The sequence below is a fragment of the Candidatus Leptofilum sp. genome (genome assembly GCF_965223285.1).
Classification (GTDB): Bacteria; Chloroflexota; Anaerolineae; order Promineifilales; family Promineifilaceae; genus Leptofilum.
In genome coordinates this window covers 3,952,416-3,971,195 of sequence record NZ_OZ244997.1, presented here as the reverse complement: position 1 = coordinate 3,971,195, position 18,780 = coordinate 3,952,416, and the positions used below count along the sequence as shown (strand labels likewise).

18 protein-coding genes are annotated in these 18,780 nt (G+C 54.4%); 6 read left to right on the top strand and 12 right to left on the bottom strand.

Annotated features, from left to right (window positions below; genetic code table 11):
- Window positions 1–45: 45 nt before the first annotated feature.
- The 3 genes from ACOQPU_RS17885 to ACOQPU_RS17875 form a co-directional block, all read right to left on the bottom strand.
- Window positions 46–879: a c-type cytochrome gene (locus ACOQPU_RS17885; protein WP_420641192.1), complete on the bottom strand. Its 834-nt coding sequence runs from the start codon at window positions 877–879 to the stop codon at window positions 46–48.
- Window positions 880–968: 89 nt separating this feature from the next.
- Entirely contained in the window at window positions 969–1,721 is a 753-nt protein-coding gene (locus ACOQPU_RS17880; RefSeq protein ID WP_420641191.1) for a hypothetical protein, read from the bottom strand.
- Between the two features lie 18 nt (window positions 1,722–1,739).
- Window positions 1,740–2,315 (bottom strand): RNA polymerase sigma factor, encoded by a 576-nt coding sequence (locus ACOQPU_RS17875; RefSeq protein ID WP_420641190.1) that lies wholly within the window; start codon window positions 2,313–2,315, stop codon window positions 1,740–1,742.
- 233 nt (window positions 2,316–2,548) lie between these two features.
- Here ACOQPU_RS17875 and ACOQPU_RS17870 point away from each other — a divergent pair, with 233 nt between their 5' ends.
- Window positions 2,549–3,769 (top strand): winged helix-turn-helix domain-containing protein, encoded by a 1,221-nt coding sequence (locus ACOQPU_RS17870; protein WP_420641189.1) that lies wholly within the window; start codon window positions 2,549–2,551, stop codon window positions 3,767–3,769.
- On the opposite strand, the gene ACOQPU_RS17865 is transcribed toward ACOQPU_RS17870, so the two are convergent.
- Window positions 3,753–4,973, bottom strand: a complete 1,221-nt coding sequence (locus ACOQPU_RS17865; protein ID WP_420641188.1) for a hypothetical protein — start codon at window positions 4,971–4,973, stop codon at window positions 3,753–3,755. The genes ACOQPU_RS17870 and ACOQPU_RS17865 overlap by 17 nt on opposite strands.
- Window positions 4,974–5,017: 44 nt before the next feature.
- A complete protein-coding gene (locus ACOQPU_RS17860; protein WP_420641187.1) occupies window positions 5,018–5,818 on the bottom strand; it encodes a nitroreductase family protein in 801 nt (266 codons plus the stop codon).
- A gap of 207 nt (window positions 5,819–6,025) precedes the next feature.
- Between ACOQPU_RS17860 and ACOQPU_RS17855 the strand changes: the two genes are divergently transcribed.
- Together ACOQPU_RS17855 and ACOQPU_RS17850 are read left to right on the top strand one after the other, a co-directional pair.
- The gene (locus tag ACOQPU_RS17855; RefSeq protein ID WP_420641186.1) at window positions 6,026–7,192 is read left to right on the top strand and encodes a DUF4367 domain-containing protein; all 1,167 of its coding nucleotides are present in this window, start codon (window positions 6,026–6,028) and stop codon (window positions 7,190–7,192) included.
- A 73-nt stretch (window positions 7,193–7,265) separates the two neighbouring features.
- Window positions 7,266–9,296 carry an ATP-binding cassette domain-containing protein gene (locus ACOQPU_RS17850; RefSeq protein WP_420641185.1) on the top strand — a complete coding sequence of 677 codons (2,031 nt, stop codon included), beginning with the start codon at window positions 7,266–7,268 and terminating at the stop codon, window positions 9,294–9,296.
- Between the two features lie 41 nt (window positions 9,297–9,337).
- Here the strand turns inward: ACOQPU_RS17850 and ACOQPU_RS17845 are convergent, their stop codons facing one another.
- The 3 genes from ACOQPU_RS17845 to ACOQPU_RS17835 form a co-directional block, all read right to left on the bottom strand.
- Window positions 9,338–9,724, bottom strand: a complete 387-nt coding sequence (locus ACOQPU_RS17845) for a VOC family protein (RefSeq protein ID WP_420641184.1) — start codon at window positions 9,722–9,724, stop codon at window positions 9,338–9,340.
- Between the two features lie 40 nt (window positions 9,725–9,764).
- On the bottom strand, window positions 9,765–10,433 hold the full coding sequence (locus ACOQPU_RS17840; RefSeq protein ID WP_420641183.1) for a hypothetical protein: 669 nt from the start codon (window positions 10,431–10,433) through the stop codon (window positions 9,765–9,767).
- Window positions 10,434–10,627: 194 nt separating this feature from the next.
- Window positions 10,628–11,287 (bottom strand): cyclase family protein, encoded by a 660-nt coding sequence (locus ACOQPU_RS17835; RefSeq protein ID WP_420641182.1) that lies wholly within the window; start codon window positions 11,285–11,287, stop codon window positions 10,628–10,630.
- Window positions 11,288–11,409: 122 nt separating this feature from the next.
- Here ACOQPU_RS17835 and trhA point away from each other — a divergent pair, with 122 nt between their 5' ends.
- Window positions 11,410–12,078, top strand: coding sequence for a PAQR family membrane homeostasis protein TrhA (gene trhA / locus ACOQPU_RS17830; RefSeq protein ID WP_420641181.1), 669 nt, complete (start codon window positions 11,410–11,412; stop codon window positions 12,076–12,078).
- A gap of 264 nt (window positions 12,079–12,342) precedes the next feature.
- Here trhA and ACOQPU_RS17825 read toward each other — a convergent pair whose 3' ends face one another.
- Together ACOQPU_RS17825 and ACOQPU_RS17820 are read right to left on the bottom strand one after the other, a co-directional pair.
- Window positions 12,343–13,497, bottom strand: coding sequence for a carboxylate-amine ligase (locus ACOQPU_RS17825; RefSeq protein WP_420641180.1), 1,155 nt, complete (start codon window positions 13,495–13,497; stop codon window positions 12,343–12,345).
- Window positions 13,498–13,641: 144 nt separating this feature from the next.
- Window positions 13,642–15,138, bottom strand: a complete 1,497-nt coding sequence (locus ACOQPU_RS17820; RefSeq protein ID WP_420641179.1) for a leucyl aminopeptidase — start codon at window positions 15,136–15,138, stop codon at window positions 13,642–13,644.
- Between the two features lie 173 nt (window positions 15,139–15,311).
- Between ACOQPU_RS17820 and ACOQPU_RS17815 the strand changes: the two genes are divergently transcribed.
- Window positions 15,312–16,316: an NAD-dependent epimerase/dehydratase family protein gene (locus ACOQPU_RS17815; RefSeq protein WP_420641178.1), complete on the top strand. Its 1,005-nt coding sequence runs from the start codon at window positions 15,312–15,314 to the stop codon at window positions 16,314–16,316.
- A gap of 69 nt (window positions 16,317–16,385) precedes the next feature.
- Window positions 16,386–17,198, top strand: coding sequence for a peptidoglycan editing factor PgeF (pgeF, locus tag ACOQPU_RS17810; protein ID WP_420641177.1), 813 nt, complete (start codon window positions 16,386–16,388; stop codon window positions 17,196–17,198).
- A 102-nt stretch (window positions 17,199–17,300) separates the two neighbouring features.
- Here pgeF and ACOQPU_RS17805 read toward each other — a convergent pair whose 3' ends face one another.
- Both ACOQPU_RS17805 and ACOQPU_RS17800 read right to left on the bottom strand, forming a co-directional pair.
- On the bottom strand, window positions 17,301–17,981 hold the full coding sequence (locus ACOQPU_RS17805; protein ID WP_420641176.1) for a hypothetical protein: 681 nt from the start codon (window positions 17,979–17,981) through the stop codon (window positions 17,301–17,303).
- 81 nt (window positions 17,982–18,062) lie between these two features.
- Complete coding sequence (locus ACOQPU_RS17800) at window positions 18,063–18,779, bottom strand: hypothetical protein (RefSeq protein WP_420641175.1); 717 nt, start codon at window positions 18,777–18,779, stop codon at window positions 18,063–18,065.
- Between the last annotated feature and the right edge of the window lies 1 nt (window position 18,780).

Genomic DNA, 18,780 nt, shown 5'->3' with positions numbered 1-18,780 from the left:
TCTGCGTGCGAACTCTGTGGATAAATCCTTGCTGCCATTGAGAAATCAATCCTGGTATAGAAAGGCAACAAGCGCATCAATCTCTGTTTCGCTGAGGTGCAGGTTCGGCATAGTCGTGTCTGCTTTGAGGTCAGAGGGGTTTGCTAACCAGAGGGCCACATATTCGGGCGAACGTTTGACAAAGGTTAAGTCTGGCCCAATCTCGAGTAAATTTTCAGCCAGTGCCACATTTTCATTGGTGTGGCACTGGATGCACCCTTTGGCCACAAACAACGCTTCGCCCATCATCTCTGGCGCAATGGCGGGCACAGGTGTGGTTGCACTTTCGGCCAACGCTGCCTGGGGCATTTGGGCGTGCAGCACAAACCCAATGAGGCTCATGGTGCCTAAAAAAGCTGCCACTACCAGCCGTTGCCGCTTCGGCTGGCGCGTCCAGCCGTAAAAACAAACAATTGCCGCTGCGGCTGCCGACCAACCCAGCACAAGATTCCAGGGAACGGCCGTTCCACTCCCCACTTCTTCCATCACACCGGCAACGCCATTGACGGTTAATGGCGGCATGGGGTAAACGGCCGTAAACGCTTCAATCTCCCACTGCCATGCCCCTGCCATCGGTAAAACCAGGGTTGCCGTGTAATAACCAGGCCGCTTCATCGGTTCAGCCTTTACAGCGACTTGTTCGCCGCTGGCCGAATGCACTGCCCGCACCTCCGTAAACAGATCACTGCCCACAACTGGCGTTTGACCATGCTGCAACAAAAGAAATTCAACAGTGAACGGCCGTTCCGCCACCACTTCTTCCGGCAATTCAGACAAGGTCAACGTCGCCCAGCCCCCGGCCCGCGCCGCATCTGCCCAGGCAAACAAACCAATCAGCAAAAATAAACCCAGGTCATCATCAATTTTTTACGCATCACAAAACTCCTTCCTGTAGTTTTGGCGGCGCAGAAAGAATCTGCGGCTACGGCTTATTCAACAATTTTTAGTGATTCAGCAATCCGCAAAGCGTCTTCCAGCGAATCTGCACCTTCCAAGCGGTAAGTCACGTTGCCTTCCCACCAAATCAGCACGCTCCCTTCCACAAACAGCCATTCTTCAACCGCGCCAGCCGTCAGCGCACTATCCTGCAAACGGAAGTAGTGCGGCCCATCGAGCCAAAATGCCTGGCTGCCGTTCACTACCGTCATTTCCAGCATCTCGCTCCCTTTGTACGCATACTCCGGCACGAAGATTTGGTACAAACTCAGCCCAATTTGCTGCGGGTCTGCCTCGTCGCGCCAGAGGAAGATAACGGCCGTATCCCACACCGGCTCTTCATGCAGCAACACATCATCCGGTGGTGGCAACTCGGTGGGCAATACCAAATTGGAGAACCGCGCCATCGCCTCATCCAGCGTAATGGGAACGGTAAACGCGGGAAGTTGCTCGTTCAGCAGCGGCGGTATTTGGTCAACGGCCGTTTCTTCACCCACCAAAATCGTCATCCCCCCAGCCCGCAAAATTTGCACCAAGGCAGCACGCACGCTGGGCACGGCCAACAAGCTGGCCACCAGCAGCAGCCCCGCCAATGCCCAGGCAACCCGCCTGGATTGTCGGGCGTTCGCTGGCGGATTGGTGAGCCACGGCCGTACCCGGCCAGCAATGTCCGGCGTCGGTGGGTAATCAAACCTTACTGCCCACTGCTTAATCTGCTTTTCGTAAGAACTGTTTGTCTCGTTCATTAATTACCAATTGCTCAGTTACTCAATTACTTCCTTCAAATCAACAAAATCCGCCTCAATCACACCCTTCAACTGCCTCAAGGCACGGTGCAGACGGGATTTCACCGTGCCAGGCGGAATGTTGAGGGCCACGGCCGTTTCCGCCTCAGACAGTTCCAAAAAGTAGCGCAAATAAATCACCTCTTGCGCGTTGGGGCGCAATTGTTGCACCGCCCGCCAAAGCCGGGCCGACTCATTTCCGTTCACCGAGTCTGGTATAGCCACAGGTTCCTGCTGCTGCCAGTACCGCGTCACCATTGACCAATATCGAGACAAACTGCGCAGCCGATTCTTGGACAAATTGCGGCTGATTTGTAGCAACCAGGGGCGCAACGGCCGTTCCGCATCAAACCGCTCTAACGATAAAAACGCCCGCACAAACGTCTCCTGGGCCACATCTTCCGCATCGGCAGCATTGTGCAGCAGCAAATATGCCAACCGGAACACAGCCTCTTGATGCTGGCGAACCAACAATTCCCAAGCGGCCGTATCGCCCTGGCGAGCTTGCTGAATTAACGTTTTGTTGGCGGTCTCCATCGTTCCAGAACGTGCCATCTATCTACAATACACCGTTCTCCCCCATCGGTTCCATTTTTAAACACAAATGCCACGAATAGGCGAATAACACAAATCACCCCTTTACATTCGTCAGATTTGCGATTAACCTTGCGAACATTTGTTCCGAATCAACCTCCCGCGTATAATCGACAGACAGACAAAAAGCACCATCCGCTTGCCCAACCCCTTCTTTTTCTCTGTGTTCTCTGTGGCAAAAAAAGGAGAATCTCATGCCCCAACTCACCCTCACCCGACAGGAACTGCGCAGAGTAGCCATCAGTCGCCAGCACCTTACCAAGCAGAAGCCTCCCACCATGCTAGACGTGATCCGCGATTTGGGCTGCGTACAGCTAGACCCCATTCGCGCCGTGGAGCGCACTCATTTGCTGGTGCTGTGGAGCCGCCTGGGTAATTTTGAGGAGGCCGAGTTAGAAAAGCTGCGCTGGCAAGAGAAAGCTCTGTTTGAATATTGGGCACACGCCGCCTCGATGGTGCTAACCGAAGAATACCGGGTGTTTAACTGGGGGATGCGCCAGCGGCGGGAAGACAAACGTCGCGCCACAAGATATCAAAAATGGTTCGACAAGCATCCTGGCCTGTACGAACTCAAAGACCACATTCTGAACAGATTACGTCGGGAAGGGCCGCTTTTTTCGCGCGACATTGAAACCGGGGATGAGCTGCGCTATGAGTCTCGCTGGTCAAGCGGCCGTTTCGTGGGCTTTATCCTCGACTATTTGTGGACCAACGGGGCGATCACCGTGACTGAGCGGGTGGGCAACCAGCGACGGTGGGGCTTGCTACCGGAGTGGCTGCCAGCGGGAACGCCTCAAGAAGAATGGACGGCCGAACAAACCTGTCGCTCCGCCGCCCAAAAAGCAATCCGCGCCCTGGGTGCAGCGACGGCCAAGCAGATCAAGGTGCATTACACGCGCGGAATGTATCCAGGGTTAACGGCCGTCCTCAACCAACTTATCAAAGAAGACATTCTCATCCCCGTCACGGTCGCTGATCTTGGCGATGATTACTACCTGCACGCCGACGACCTGCCGCTGCTGCGCCAGCTCCAAAATGGGGATTGGCAGCCCCGCACAACCCTACTTTCCCCCTTTGACAACCTCATCTGTGACCGTGACCGCACCGAAGCGTTGTGGGACTTTTACTTCCGCATTGAAATTTACGTGCCAGCTGCCAAGCGGGAGTACGGTTACTACGTGTTGCCTATTTTGTACGGGGACAAGCTCATTGGTCGCATTAACCCCAAAATGGATCGCAAAAGCAACACGCTGCACATTCATAACGTCTACGCCGAGCCAAACGCACCCAAATTCAAGAAGACGGTGCGCGAAATTGGCCAAGCTGTCACCTCTCTGGCTAAATTTTTGGGGGCAAAACAGATTGAATTGGGGCATGTGCCAGAGGCGTGGTCTACGCTCAGGCAGCTTGTTTAAGAAGACGATGTCCCATATGCCCGGCCTGGCCAATGCGGGAGGTGGCGCGATCGATGCCAACGGCCGTTTTCACCTTAATCGTTTCTGGCACGCCCCGTGCAGCATGAATCGTAATCTTCATATGGCTCAACGCCTCGCGGGACAGTTCTGCCAGACCAGCCTGGTTGCGCACCAGCACGCCAATCCCCTGCTGCTCAATGAGATCAAACAGAGAGACAAAGCGGATGGTGGCGTTGTAATCGGTGCGCAAAATCTCCAGCGAAAAATCATCCAACAAAAAAACAATCGGCGTACCTGGTTGGCGAGGTAACGTTTGCAGGAAAGTAGCCCACTCATTTTCTAGCAGCGGGGCGCGGACGGCCGTATCAAACGCCATTCTCACAAAAAGCACCTCCCCAATTTGCTGCTGTTGGTAGGCAAGTTGCTCAAACTGTGCCACAGGCTGCGCTTGCAGGTGATCAAAAATAGCCCAGGCAGGGTCTTCTGGCTGCACCACGGCCTCGGCAGGCGTGCCTGCCCGTAAATCAATGCCTGCAAAGGTGTAAACGTGTGGTGGCACCTGCCGCTCTTCGAGCTGGGCAAAGCGGCTTTGGTTCGAGGTACCAATGACCAGTAAGCCGTGCTGCGCCAAAATGGGCAGCGTGGGCGAGTAGCCAGTCATCTCCACCTCATCGGCAAAGATGAGCCGCATGGGCAGCAGCGTTTCTTGCACAAACGCCGTGCGGTCTGCCGCAACCAGCCCGTGGGTTGCCCGATCCCAGGTGTAAAAGTGCAGCAGATCGGTCCACTTTTTTACGGAGAGCAGGCTGATGGCACGGCCGTTCAGCAGTCGCTTGGTCACATAATATTCATGCGCACCTTTGTGCATGACTGGCTGGATGTTGTCTGGCAAGTTGAAGGTGCGGCGCAGCACCAAATCTAACACGTTGAGGAAGGTGGTTTTGCCCGTGCCGGGTTCACCGCAGATGATGATGGGGGCAGGTGGTGTGATTGCGGACGGCCGTTTTGCACCCCCATTTTTGTCCAGAGGCAGCCATTTACGCCAGCCATTTGGTTCATGTTCCACCGCTGGCCGGGGCGTTTGCAAAAACGAGATGATCTGGCTCAAGATTTCTCGGTGCGTGTCTGTAAACTTGGTGGGATCGAGTCCGGCGGAAACGGCCGTTGCTTCAATTTCCTGCCAAATAATTTCTAAATCTTGCACAATGTGTTTGTCATTCCGGTGTCCAATTATGTTGAAAATCTGCGTTAATCTATGGCTTTTTCAATAACCTCATTATTCATAAACGATTGGGCTTGCAGATAGGCTAACACTTTTTGCGAAAATTCCTGGTATGATGCTTTTGTGTACTTCACCACCGTATAAATCTGCGCCAAATTTTCCACGCCAGACTCTTCTACCATCCGCCGCAGACGCGGGAAGGTCATGTACCGTTCCCACCCTTTGACGTTGCGCTCTTCGTAAATCTGGGCAATGTCGTCATCGCTCTCGGCGCGGTACGTCTCCTGATGCACCAGCCCTGCCAGCGGCAGACGGTCACGCGGGGCCGGGTCTTCTGCTGGGTAGCCCAGCGAGAAACCCGCCACTGGCACCACGTTGGGCGGCACCTGCAAAATCCGGCCGATCTCGTCGCAGTTGGCCAGCGTGCTGCCCATGTAGCAAATGCCCAGCCCCCGCGCCTCGGCCGCCAGGGCCACATTTTGCGACACCAGCACGGTGTCAATGGTGGCAATCATGAAGCTCATGAAGTTGTCAAAATTATCCGGTGCGTCATTTAGCTTGAGCCAGCGACGCATTCGGTGAAAATCGGCGCAAAAGGTGAGCAGCACGGGGGCATCCAGCACCATGCTTTGTTCCATATGCGGTTTGTAAAGCCGCTCGCGCAACGCTCTGTCGCGGGTGACGATAATCGAATACGTTTGCATATTGCCCGATGAGGAGGCGCGAATGCCAGCGGCCAAAATTTCGTTGAGCAAATCATCTGGCACAGGGTCTGGTTTGTAAGCGCGAATCGAGCGGTGTTGATTGATGCTCTCTAAAATGTCCATGTGGCAACTCTCCCAATTGTTGATGCCGCAATTGTGACGCAGGGAGTCATCTCAGGCAACCACCCTTTGTAAGAGAATCCAACCTGAGTGGTGCATGAGAGCGAGAACGGGGTTGGTCACAACGGCCGTATTCCATGTCACAATCAAGGTAGGCATGGTGTTTAGAGGATTGATGACGCAAAACCATGACTAAATTGGGAGTTAATTATGCAATCACGCAAACGATTATTAAGTATTTTACTGGCGTTGGTGGTGCTGGCCGGAACGGCCGTTGCCATTGGCGCGTTTGTCATTCCCTCCGCCGAGGATTTGCTGGTGCAGTCGCTGGAAACCAGCCAAACCATCACCGATGGTCACGCCATTGTTGAACTGTCAGTAGACATTCCTGACCAGGAAATGAGCGGCACCGTGGAAGCATGGGGCCGCCTGGACGCTGGCCCCAACGGCGAGCCAGCCTTCCGCGTTGAAGTGCTCACGGCCAATGAAGCCGACCTCATCGGCACCATCGCCGTGAGCGACGGCACCCAGTTCTGGGTGTGGAACCCTACCGAAAACGTAGTGCTGGTGGGCCAGTTTGAAGAACTGTACGAACGCTTCGCCGCAGAAATGGCCGGACAGGAATTTGACCATGATCTGGATGGGTATGAAGGCGAATTTGACGAGGAAGCGATTCCAGAAACGCCAGAAGAAGCGGTCACCATGTTGCTGGAATATTTTACGGCGGAACGGGCTGGTTCGGATGTGGTTGGTAACTCAGACGTAAACACCATCCGCCTCATTCCCATCCCAGAGCAAATGCCAGAAGAAGTGCGTGCGGCAGGTGGTCTGCTTAACGTTTGGCTGCGTGACGGCGACAGTGCGCCGGTGGGCATTGAGTATGTAGACAGTGCCCTCGGTTCTGGCGTGGCGCGTGCCACCTTTCTGGAACTCAACCAGGGGATCGACGATTCCGTTTTCACCTTCACCATTCCTGAGGGAGCAACGGTGATTGACGCGGCCGAAATTGAGCTGCCAGATTATGATGAACTGGAAGAGGCTGCTGCCGTCGAGCCAGACTTTGAGCTATTGGCTCCGACCCGTCTGCCCGGTGAGGCCACCCTGCGCGAAACCACGAATGTGCGCGGCGCAATTGTGGAGCGGTATGGTTTGCCAAACGGCCGTTCCTTCACCATTGCCCAGGGTCGTACCGATGTGAACCTCACTCCCGATGAGGGTGGTGAAACCGTCACCGTGCGTGGCGTGGACGGCATGTTGTACACCGATGCAGAGGACGGCCGTACGTTGCTCAACTGGTCCGAAGGCGACATCCAATACTGGATTGGCGGCGACCTGACCGGGGAAGAGGCGTTAGCGATTGCGGAATCGCTCCAGTAAGTCAGTAAACAGTATTCAGTAATCGGTACGTTCAAACTGATTACTGAATACTGACCACCGAATACCGATCCCTATGACCGATCCAATCAAACTCACTAATCTCGCCCGCCAATTTGAGCGCGGCGGCATGGATGTGCAGGCACTGCGCGGCGTCGATTTGTCGATTGAACCGGGTGAATTTGTGGCCCTGGTTGGCCCCTCCGGTTCTGGCAAATCGACCTTGCTCAACCTGCTGGGCGGGCTAGACCGTGCCTCGGCGGGAGAGCTGTGGCTTAACGGCACCGCCCTGCACACCGCCACCGAAGCCGACCGCACCCTGCACCGTCGCCAGCGCATCGGCTTTATTTTCCAGAGCTTTAACCTGCTGCCTCGGCTAACGGCCGTTGAAAATGTAGCTATTCCCCTCATGCTCTCTGGCGTTGGCGTAGATGAGCGGGAAGCACGCGCCAAAGCATTGCTGAAAAAAGTAGGGCTTGGCCATCGGCTGGACCATTACCCCACTGAACTTTCCGGGGGTGAGCAGCAGCGAACGGCCGTTGCCCGCGCTCTCATCCACAACCCCAGCCTCATCCTGGCGGACGAACCCACCGGCAACCTCGATTCCAAAACGGGCGAAGAGGTGATGGCTCTGCTGCAAGAACTGAACCGCGAGCAAGGCATCACCCTCATCGTCGTTACCCACGACGAAGAGGTGGCCGCCTACGCCGACCGCATCGTCAAGCTGCGCGACGGGGACATTGTGGAAGAAGTGGCTGGCTCCGGCCGATCTTCGAACCCCGCTGTGGCCGGTGTCCCCACCGAGCCACAATCCGGCACGGTCAGGAGACCAGTCGGAGCAGGCCTGCAATTTAGCGACATCATCCGCCAAGCACTCAGCAACCTGCGCCGCCGCCCGGTGCGCAACGTGCTGACGGCTGGCGGCGTCCTCATTGGCATTGTCACCCTGGTGGCGATGGTTTCCTTTGGCGTGGGCGTGCAGCGCGAGGTGCAGCGCAACTTCGAGAGCATTGGCCTGGAAAACCTGTTCGTCCGCCCCATTTATGAGGAACCCGACGCCTTTGATCCGTTCGCTGAGCCGGAACCGGAGTCACCAATTACGCCCGAACTTGTGGCCCAAATTGAGCAAATCCCAGACGTTGTGAATGTGACGCCTGAGCTACAGCTGCCGTTCAGTATTGACATCGCCCTCACCTACGGAGACACCTCACTACCCATCCGTGTAACTGACGGCAATGAACCAGAGTTCAGCTTTGGCACTGACCCGGAACCGTTGGCTGGCTCTTTTTTGGATGATCGCGCCTCTGAGGGAACGGTGCTGGTGAATGGCTTAGCCGATTCGCTGCTGGCTGAGGGCGAATCGTATGACAGCCTGATCGGTGAGGAAATTATTTTGACGGTGCAACTGCCGCGCGGCGAGACGGAAACGTTCACCAGCGAGATCATGGGGGTTCGCGATGGTTTTGGCGGCAGCATCATCGAGCTGGGACTGGCCGAGCGGGAAGCGATTTTGGCCTGGTGGTTCAACGAGCCAAATATCTTACAAACGGAAGGATACAATGGCTTGATTGTGCAAACGACGGATTTGGGGGCGATTACGGCCGTATCCACCGAAATCGAAGAGCTAGGCCTACAAACCCAATCGCTGGAAGCGATTTTGAACGTAGCCAACCAGGTGCTGGGGCTGATGCAGGCATTGCTTGGCTCTGTGGGTGGGCTGGCCCTGCTAGTTGCTGCCCTCGGCGTGGCTAACACCATGATGATGGCCATCTACGAGCGCACCCGCGAGATTGGCGTACTCAAGGCATTGGGGGCATCAGCGCGGGAGATTCGAGCCTTGTTCACGGTGGAAGCAGCCATGCTGGGGCTGCTGGGCGGCTTCTTTGGCCTTATTTTCGGCACGCTGCTGGGGCGGCTGGTTGACTGGATTGGCCACCGCTTCCTCATAGCTGAAGGCATCACCGGTATTGGCCAACTTTCCGTCGTGCCGTGGTGGTTGGCCATCGGCGCGATGGCGTTCGCCACCTTCATTGGCATTGTGGCCGGACTGTATCCCGCCGCCCGCGCCGCCAAGCTGGACCCGGTAGCGGCTTTGCGCCATGAATAAACCGTAGCCGTAGTTTCTCATAGCGCGGAACGAATCCGCGGCTACGTGAGTGGGGCAAACAGATCCACGATATTGTCGTCGGGGTCTTTGACTTGGGCGTAACGCTGGCCCCAAAAGGCATCCCAGGGCGGTTTGTGGCTACCGTAGCCCGCCGTGACCACGTCTGTATGCAGTTTGTCTACCTCGGCCGGGCTGTCGCATAAAAAGGCGAGGCCCATGCGGTGGCCAACTGGCGTTTCCCACGCATCGTTAAAGCTCAAAATCACGTCCAGCGTGTCCCAAGCCAGCCGCAGGCCGCCGGACAGCGTGATTTCCACATGCCCCTCACTATCCATCTCCGCCGGTATGTCCAGCCCCAGCAGCCGATAAAATTGCAGCGACGCAGCCATATCTTTTACAACCAGTCCAAATAAATCCAATTTTGCCATCGGAAAATCCTCCGTTGTCTGTGGTTAAGCAAAGACGTGTTCATTCACCAGCGGCAATCGCTTCCGGCACGGTAAATAATGTTCCATCTACCTTGTTCAAGGTAATGGTGTGAAAATCTAGCACAAAATCGCCGCTGCTGTCTGTGGCGGTGACCTTGCGGGGCAGCTGGATGCCGTCAACCATTTGCCACTCGTTGAAGACGGTTTGTACCGTCTCCCCTGCCTCACCATTTGGATTGACGATGACAAAACCAGCCATTAAGCCTGTGGTCAAGTCAAAGTAGAGGGTGCAGGGCTTCTCCAGTTCGTCGATGGCTTGAATGGTAGCACACTGCTTTCCGGCAAAGCTGGCTGCTGTGCCAACCGCCATTTGATCAAAACGTTCTGGCAAAGTGAGGGGCATCATCTGAAATTCATGGCCGCGCAGCATGGCGATGCTGGCCTTTGCAAGGCGGCGTAAATCGCCAGTTTGGGGATCAGCACCCCAGGCATATTCGCCATTGATGATGGCACGAAAGGGCGGGTTGCCGGGCCACGTTTGCTCAAAATGCAATCGCTGCCCACGGGCTGACCGAATTTCTGTGGTGTAATTGCCGTGTGGTGAGGTGCAATTGGCAATGGCGTGGATCGACTGGATGGCAACGGCCGTTTCCTCACCACCCATCGCCTCAATCAGCTTCCTGATCAATTGTTCAGCAGTTTGGGTCATCTTTCACCTCCAAGCGGATTGCATAAGAAAATCAGGTTTTCAGGAGCTGGCGGGGTCCAACTGATTATTGCGCCGAATTTGCGCGAATTAACACGAAATTTGCGTAAATTAGATGCGAATCCCCTGAAATCTCAAAGAGTCAAAAAATCTCTTGCAAAAGAACATCTGTGCTGAATTTTACCCCACACTTCCATTTACACAAGGCCAAACGCACGGACGGGGAAAGTACCAAACGCTTTCACCTTCACCGGCACCGCAAAAAAGCGGAAGTTGTCGTCGGGGAGAGCATAGAGGTTGGTGAGATGCTCAGCAATGGGGATGTCGTGGTGCAGCAGCGTGGAATGGACAGGACGCGTGCCGTCGTCCGTATCGTCGATGTTGTAGGAGTCGATACCCACCATTGCGACCCCGGCTTTTTGCAGTGTAACGGCCGTTTCCGCCGTCAAAAAGGAGTGCCCCTCAAAATATTGCTCACTGTTCCAATGCTGCGACCAGCCGGTGTGAAATAGGACGGCTTTCCCCTGTAAATTTGTTCCTGGCAGCAGATCGGGGTGGAGGGAACGGCCGTAGCCCTCTGGCACGCGAATTACCACACAATCCAAATTTGCCAGCGAACTGAGCGGCAATTCGGACAAATCCTTGCCGTCGGCGTACCGATGGAAAGGTGCATCCACGTAGGTGCCCGTGTTGGCTACCATCTCAATTTTGCCAATATGGAACTCTGTGCCTTCTGCATAATGTTCTCGCGACGCTTCTCGGCTAATAAAATCGCAGATTATTGGCGCGGGCAACCCTTTGTAGGTAACCACGCCCTGTTTTACGATGTGGCTCACGTCAATCAATTTTCCGCTCATATATTGATTCCTTATTGATAGTTAAAAGATAGGAAACGGCCGTTTGAACCCCATATAATTTGTGATACGCTACGAACCATGCAGCATTGCTGTGGAACATTTATGGAGCAGGAAGACAGCCAATGAACAGAAAAAAGAGTTTACCAACGAATGTGATGGGCTACACCATTGGCGAGGAAATTGCCAACAGCATTACGCATGGCATTGGTGCCGCCCTCAGCATTGCTGGCCTAACCTTGCTCGTGTCGTTGGCCGTCATTTATGGCGACGTGTGGCGCGTGGTGAGCTTTAGCATTTACGGCGGCAGCCTGGTGCTACTTTATCTTTGCTCCACGCTTTACCACAGCATTCAGCACCCCAAAGTGAAGCGCGTTCTGCGTATTTTTGACCATTCCGCTATTTACTTACTGATTGCCGGAACGTACACACCATTTACGCTGGTGAGTATGCGCGGCCCCTGGGGCTGGTCGCTCTTTAGCGTGGTGTGGGGATTGGCTTTAATTGGCATCGCCTTCAAAACCGTGTTTATTGGCAAGTATGAGAAGTGGGCAACAGTTGCTTATGTGTTGATGGGCTGGCTGGTGGTAATTGCCTTTAAGCAAATGCTGGTGTCTGTGCCGCCCGGTGGCATTGTTTGGATGGTTGTGGGCGGCCTGATTTACACGGTTGGCGTGCTGTTTTACGCTTGGGAAAAGCTACCGTACAACCACGCCATCTGGCATCTGTTTGTGCTGGGCGGCTCAACCTGCCACTTCTTTGCCGTACTGCTCCACGTGCTGCCGACACAATAGAAAAATTGACATGGTTCATTTTGGATAAAATCATCTTTACAAATTTTGTAAAGTTCAGCCGCAATCGGGGGCGTCGCCTCGGCGCTTCGCGCCTGGCGACGCTGGATAGGGTGGTTTTTCACTTTTTGGGGGTGAGACACCCCCAAAAAGTGAAAAAACCCCAAAAGTTTCCCCGCACGGGGTGCGAAGCACCCTCGTGCGGGCGGTCACTGCGGCAACAAATTTGCAAAGGAAAGTTGTGTTGATGTGAACCATGCCGAAAAATTAAAGTCCCTCGCGGGTTTCCCGAACGAGCTGATCTACAACTGCTTTGAGTGCATCTTCCCGGTTTTCGTCGCCGCCGTTGGCATTGTAGGTAGCAATCTGCCGATCGGCACTGGTGCCATTTTTGAGGATCGTCCGCACATATTCGACCTCTTGCCGACTGCCCAAATCATCAACCACATCATCCAGGAAATCTAGTAGCTCATCCATCAGTTTCGGGAAGGCAACCGACTCCTGAATGCCGAAATCTATCAATTCATCGTTGATGCCGTAGCGCACGGCACGCCACTTGTTTTCTGTAATGTGCATGTGGCGATATTGCCGCCAAGACATATTTTGGCGGCGCAGCTTGATCAGCTTGGCACAGATTGCCTGGAAGAGGGCGGCAATGCACACAGCTTCATCCACTTTTGTACAAATGTCGGTAATGCGAAACTCTAGCGTGTCGAAGACAGGGTGCGGCCGTATATCCCACCAAATTTTAGCGCGCGTATCATCTTTGCCAAAGGCTCCCACCATACCCAGAGTGCGCTCATAGCTTTGGTACTCGCCCCAGGAGTTAAATGAGTGGGGAATGCCCGTGCGCGGCAGCGATTCAAAGACTACGCTGCGGTAGGAGCGCAAGCCGGTGTTACGGCCGTGCCAAAATGGCGAACTGGTAGAAAGTGCCAACAGATGTGGGATAAAGTAGCGTGCTTGGTTCATAATCTCCATCATCAGATTTTTGGATTCCAAATCGTTACCAAATCCCACATGCACGTGCATCCCAAAAATAAGCAGCCGCTTGGCAACCCCCTGCATGTCGTCCAACAGTTCCTTGTACCGTACCCCTTCCGTAATTGATTGCTCATCCCATCGCGCAAACGGATGCGTGGACGCAGCCACAATTGCCAAGCCGTTTTGCTTTGCCAACTCACACACGGCCCGCCGCAGCCGCACAACTTCTTGCCGGATTTCGCCAATGTTCTGGCAAACATTGCTACCAACTTCCACCTGCGACTGCATCAATTCTGGCATTAAACCAAGACTCACTTCTCGCTGCCGATCCTGCGACAAAAATTCCGAGATGTACGCGTGGAGATTACGGGTTTTGGGATCGATAATTTGATACTCTTCCTCAATTCCCATGGTAAGAGGTGGGGTGGGTACAGACATTTTTTTCTCCTAATTTTGTGGACACAATTACGTATGTGCGAGTTACTGAGTGGATTATAAAGTGAGTCGGGAAAAGTAGGCAAGTGGTGCAAGTTGCAGGTGGCAGTAAAGACTTCCATACTTGCAACTTGCCACCTGCAATATTCATGCCCAATTTCGCAAAAATTCGACGAGTAAGCGCACGCCGTAGCCAGTGCCACCGCCCGGCGTGTAGGCGTTGCCTTTGTCACTAAAAGCCATTCCGGCAATATCCAGATGCACCCAGGGATAATCAGTAAACTGTTTGAGGAACATGGCAGAGGTCGCCACGCCGCCAAAACGGCCGCCGCTGTTCTTAATATCAGCTACATCAGATTTGATCGCTTCTTTGTAATCGTCCCACAGGGGCAGGGGCCAGACGCGCTCGTGTACGGCCGTTCCTGCCATTACCAACTTATCCCGCAATTTATCATCTGTGCTAAACAAACCAGCCGCCATTCCCTTGCCTAAAGCCACCACACACGAACCCGTCAGCGTTGCCAAATCAATAACCGCTTTGGGGTTGTAGCGCGTGGCGTAGACCAGCCCATCGGCCAACACCATGCGCCCTTCGGCATCTGTGGAGATGATTTCGATGGTGGTACCGTTGCTGGCGGTGATCACGTCCGCCGGGCGGTAAGCGTTGGCATCTGGCATGTTCTCGGTGCACGGTGCAATGCCGATAACGCGCAGCGGTAGGTCCATCGCGCCCACAGCTTTCATTGCACCCAAAACGGCCGCTGCGCCCCCCATATCAGATTTCATCAACCCCATATTGGCCGAGGGCTTAATCGAAATGCCGCCTGTATCGAAGGTGATGCCCTTGCCTACCAGCACAATCGTATCCAAATCTTCTCGCTCGGCGTTATGTTCCAGCACGATGAATTTGGGCGGTTCGCCTGCCCCTTTGGCCACCGCCAAAAAGCCCCCCATCTTGCGCTCGGCAGCCCAGGCACGATCCCCAACGATGAGTTTGAGGTTGTGATCATTGGCAATGGAAACGGCCGTATCTGCCATTTTAGTCGGGGTGGCCACATTGGGCGGCATGTTGACCAAATCGCGGGCAATCGTCACCCCGGCCACAATTGCCTGTGCCTGGGTGCTGCCCGCTTCGATAGCGGCCACTTTACTGCCGTCAAACTCCACAACCGTTAGCGACTCAACCTCGTGCGGTGGTTCTGGCTCTTGTTTGGTGGCGGCAAAGCGGTAGGTAGCCAATAAACTGCCTTCCACCGTCGCCTGCGCTGCGACCGTCACATCTAAACCGCCGATGCCCGCGCCATGTACAATCGTGGCGACGTTTTTGGCCTTGAGCTTGTGTGCCTGCTTAATGCCGTGCGCCGCCGCCTGCCGCACGCCTTCCAGATTGAAGTCATCACGCTTGCCCAAACCCACGACCAAAACGCGCGTCGCCGCCATCGCCCCTCGCGGGTACAGTACGCTAACTTCGCCTGCCTTGCCCGTTAGGTCGCCGCTGGCAATCAGTTCGCTAATTGCGCCACCTAAAGCTCGGTCTACTGCGCCTGTTGCGCCGCTGGGCGTTGTCACGTCATCAAACAGGTTCACGATGAGGGTTTCCACCTCGCTGGTTTGGATTTCACCTTGCTGAATTTTTATCTCCATTTGCTGCTCCTTTGGGAAAATTTTGATGCAAAATTGTATCGTGCCATCCGGCAAAACAGTAGACAGTTATCTAATCTTTGTTATCCTTTACAATCATCTTTCTTAACAATCATCTTTATTGAAGCAAGCGTAAGTCAAGTTGGCACATTTTGCCACTGTTTAAGGAGTTAATCATGAAATTGTTGGTCATTGGCGGAACGCGATTTTTGGGAAGAGCCATTGTGGATGCGGCTTTGACAAAGGGGTATGAGATCACGCTATTTAATCGAGGTCAGAGCAACCCAAGTTTGTACTCCGGACAGGTGGAAACGCTGGTTGGGGATCGAGATGGGGGACTGGCTGTGCTGAACGGCCGTTCCTGGGATGCCGTCATTGATACCTGTGGCTACGTCCCCCGGCTGGTGCGTGATTCAGCTACCTTGCTCGCTGATGCCGTGAAACAGTATGTCTTTATCTCCAGCATTTCGGTCTACCCATTCGAATCTATGCGTGAACCGGGTTTGGCGGAGGATACGGCCGTTGGCACCATGAAAGATGAAACAGTAGAAGAAGTCAACGGCGAGACGTATGGGCCGCTGAAAGCATTGTGCGAGCGAGCGGCCGAAGCCGCCATGCCGGGGCGCGTTTTGAACGTGCGTGCCGGGCTCATCGTGGGGCCGCACGACCAATCGGACCGGTTTACCTATTGGCCCCATCGCGTGGCCCAAGGTGGCGAACTGCTGGTCCCGGACTCGCCAGATTACCCGACGCAGTTCATTGATGTCCGCGATTTGGCTTTGTGGATTTTGCACATGATTGAGCAGCAAAAATGTGGCGATTACAACGTGACCGGACAGGCGGGGGCGGTGACGCTGGGCGATGTGCTGACTACAAGCCGGGACATCTCTGGCAGTGATGCCACCTTTACCTGGGTGGACGAGCCATTTTTAACCGAACATGAGGTCTCAACGTGGACGGATTTACCGCTGTGGGTGGGCAGTGAGCTGCCGGGGTTTAATCTGGTAAATTGTGACAAAGCCTTTGCCGATGGGTTGGCGATACGGCCGTTGGCCGAAACCATCCGCGACACCCTGACCTGGCAAGCCACCCGCCCCACAGACCACGAATGGCGTGCCGGATTAAAGCGTGAGCAGGAAGCCGAATTGCTGCAAAAGTGGCATAATCGCACATCTGAATAAAATTTTTGGCCACAGATGAACGCGGATTTTACGGATTGCTTTCTTATCTGTGCAAATCAGTGTCAATCTGTGTCCCATTCTAAAAATATGTTGCAGAAAGAAGATGCGGGGATTGTTTATTTTGAGTTTGAGAGCTTCGGGGCGTATGGCCGTATTCAGCACGCCATCTTCTCTCGGCAAGGCGGGGTTAGCCAACCGCCACACGATTCGTTGAATTTGAGCGTAAGCGTACCGGATGCGAAAACGGCCGTCTATGCCAATCGGGCCAAAGCGTTTGGGCTGTTTGGGCGGCAAAACAATACGGTCGTCCACGCCCACCTGGTGCACGGCAGCGACGTCGCCTGCGTAACGCAGGCCAACAACGGCACCTGGATGGAGCATGTCGATGCCATCATCACTAACCAGCCAGGCTGTGGCTTGACGATGAACTTTGCCGACTGCACCCCCATCATGCTGGTCGATCCGGTACAGCACGCCATTGGGCTGGGCCACGCAGGCTGGAAAGGCACCGTGGTTGATTTACCCGGCGCGATGGTGCGGGCCATGCAGCAGCAGTTTGGCAGCCATCCGGCCGATTTGCTGACGGGGATTGGCCCCTGCATTAGCTGGGAGAATTATGAGGTGGCTGAGCCGCTCGTTAGTGAAGTAAAAGCTGCTTTTCCTGAGTGGGAATTGTTGTTGCGAAAACCGGAGGGGAAGGGAAACGGCCGTTACCATTACGATCTCCCTGAAGCGAACCGCCAGCGATTGCTGGCAGCAGGTGTTCGCCAAATCGAGATGCCTGGCCTCTGCACCGCCAATCGCACCGACCTCTTCTTCTCTCACCGCGCCGAAAAAGGCAAAACCGGCCGCTTCGGCTCCATTTTTGTGCTATTGCCCTAACTTCACCTAGCATCAATAAGTCTCACGCAAAGCCGCAAAGGATGTTCTTAGAACCTTTGCGCCTTCGCATGATATTTTCTTGTATAAACCACAAGCGTTTCGTTAAGACGATAATATCCTGTAGAGGTTTGAACGGCCGTCCTTGCCAACTTGTTCAACAACATCACATCGGGCCAGTGTGTACGTAATGCGCTGAGCCATGTTGAGGCGAATCTTGGCGAGTTTAGCAAGCTGCTTGTTGGTAAATGGCTGGGGCAAATCGGGCGGCAGCAGGGTAAGCAGGTCGGTGGACGTGGCGAAGGTGTGCATTCCCATCACGTCCAGCAGCCGATGATCGTGCAGGCTCCACCCTTTGCGCCGCCAGCTTCCCTGGCCATCGTCACGCCAAATTTCTTCTTGCTGGGTCAGCACCGCGCCAACCACTAAGTTAGGATGTGGCAACAGGTGCGGAATGCGCATTAGTTCGGAGAAGATGTCCAGCAGTTGCCCTTTTTTAGGTGATTTGCGGCGGCTGATTGGCTGGCCAACGGCCGTTTCCCGCACAATCCACTTCTCCTGGGCAATGGGATGCAGCAGCAGCACCGGATGATTGTCCAGCAGGCGTGCCAGCTTGCGCTTCATGGCCCCAAAGTGGCGCGTCTGAATCTCAACGAGCTGCTCGCCGCGCACAATGTCAATGACAAAACCATCTACCTTTACTTCAAACTGGTCGGTGGCACGGCCGTACCACGCCTTGATGCCCGCATGTAGCGATTTTTCAGCCAATGTTCCGATCTTGTTCATAGATTTTAGCCACGGATTTCGCGGATTTTCACAGATTTCTTTTTTGATCTGCGGGAATCTGCGAAATCTGTGGATATTTTTTTACGGTTTGTAGAGTCCCCAATCATCCAGAAACCAGCCATTGTTTTCGATGGCCCAACGGCCGCGCATGGCAGCACCGATTTCAACAGTTTGGGGGCTGGTAATGGTAAATGTCGTCTGAACACGGTTTTTCTGGCCAAATTGGGGCAGCAGCCAGCCAGTCGTGCCGTTGCCCGCAATCAGCTTCACCTCGCCGGAAAGCGGGTCTGGTGCCCAGATTTTTTGGCCATTGTCATACCCCACTACCAAATCGGGGAACACGTGGATAACGAGGATGTAGGTGCCAGGTTGCAGGAACATCTCAGTTGTCAACTCAAACTGAACGGCCCCAAACCCCTTGAAAACCTTCACCGTCTGATCGCCATCCCAAATGAACAAATCGTGTTCCTCAGGCGGCAAAAACGCCGAAGACAGCACCCGCATCTCTGGCCTTACCCACACATTCCAAGGGTCTGGGTCCAGTTCATTCTCGCCTTCAGCATAGGCAAACTGCCATCCTTCAGGAATTTGCAATTCTGGCACATTGTCTATGTGGTACCAACCTTGCTCAAACGAGCCGTTTGGTAGCAAATTTGGCCCTAACGAGGGATGTAAAATCAAGGGCAGATATACGGTTTCATTTTCACCAGCATTCGCAAGTTGAGAACGGCCGTTTACCATCACTATCATCGTCAAAAGCAGCAACAATGGCATGCTCAATCGTTTGAAATGTATCATA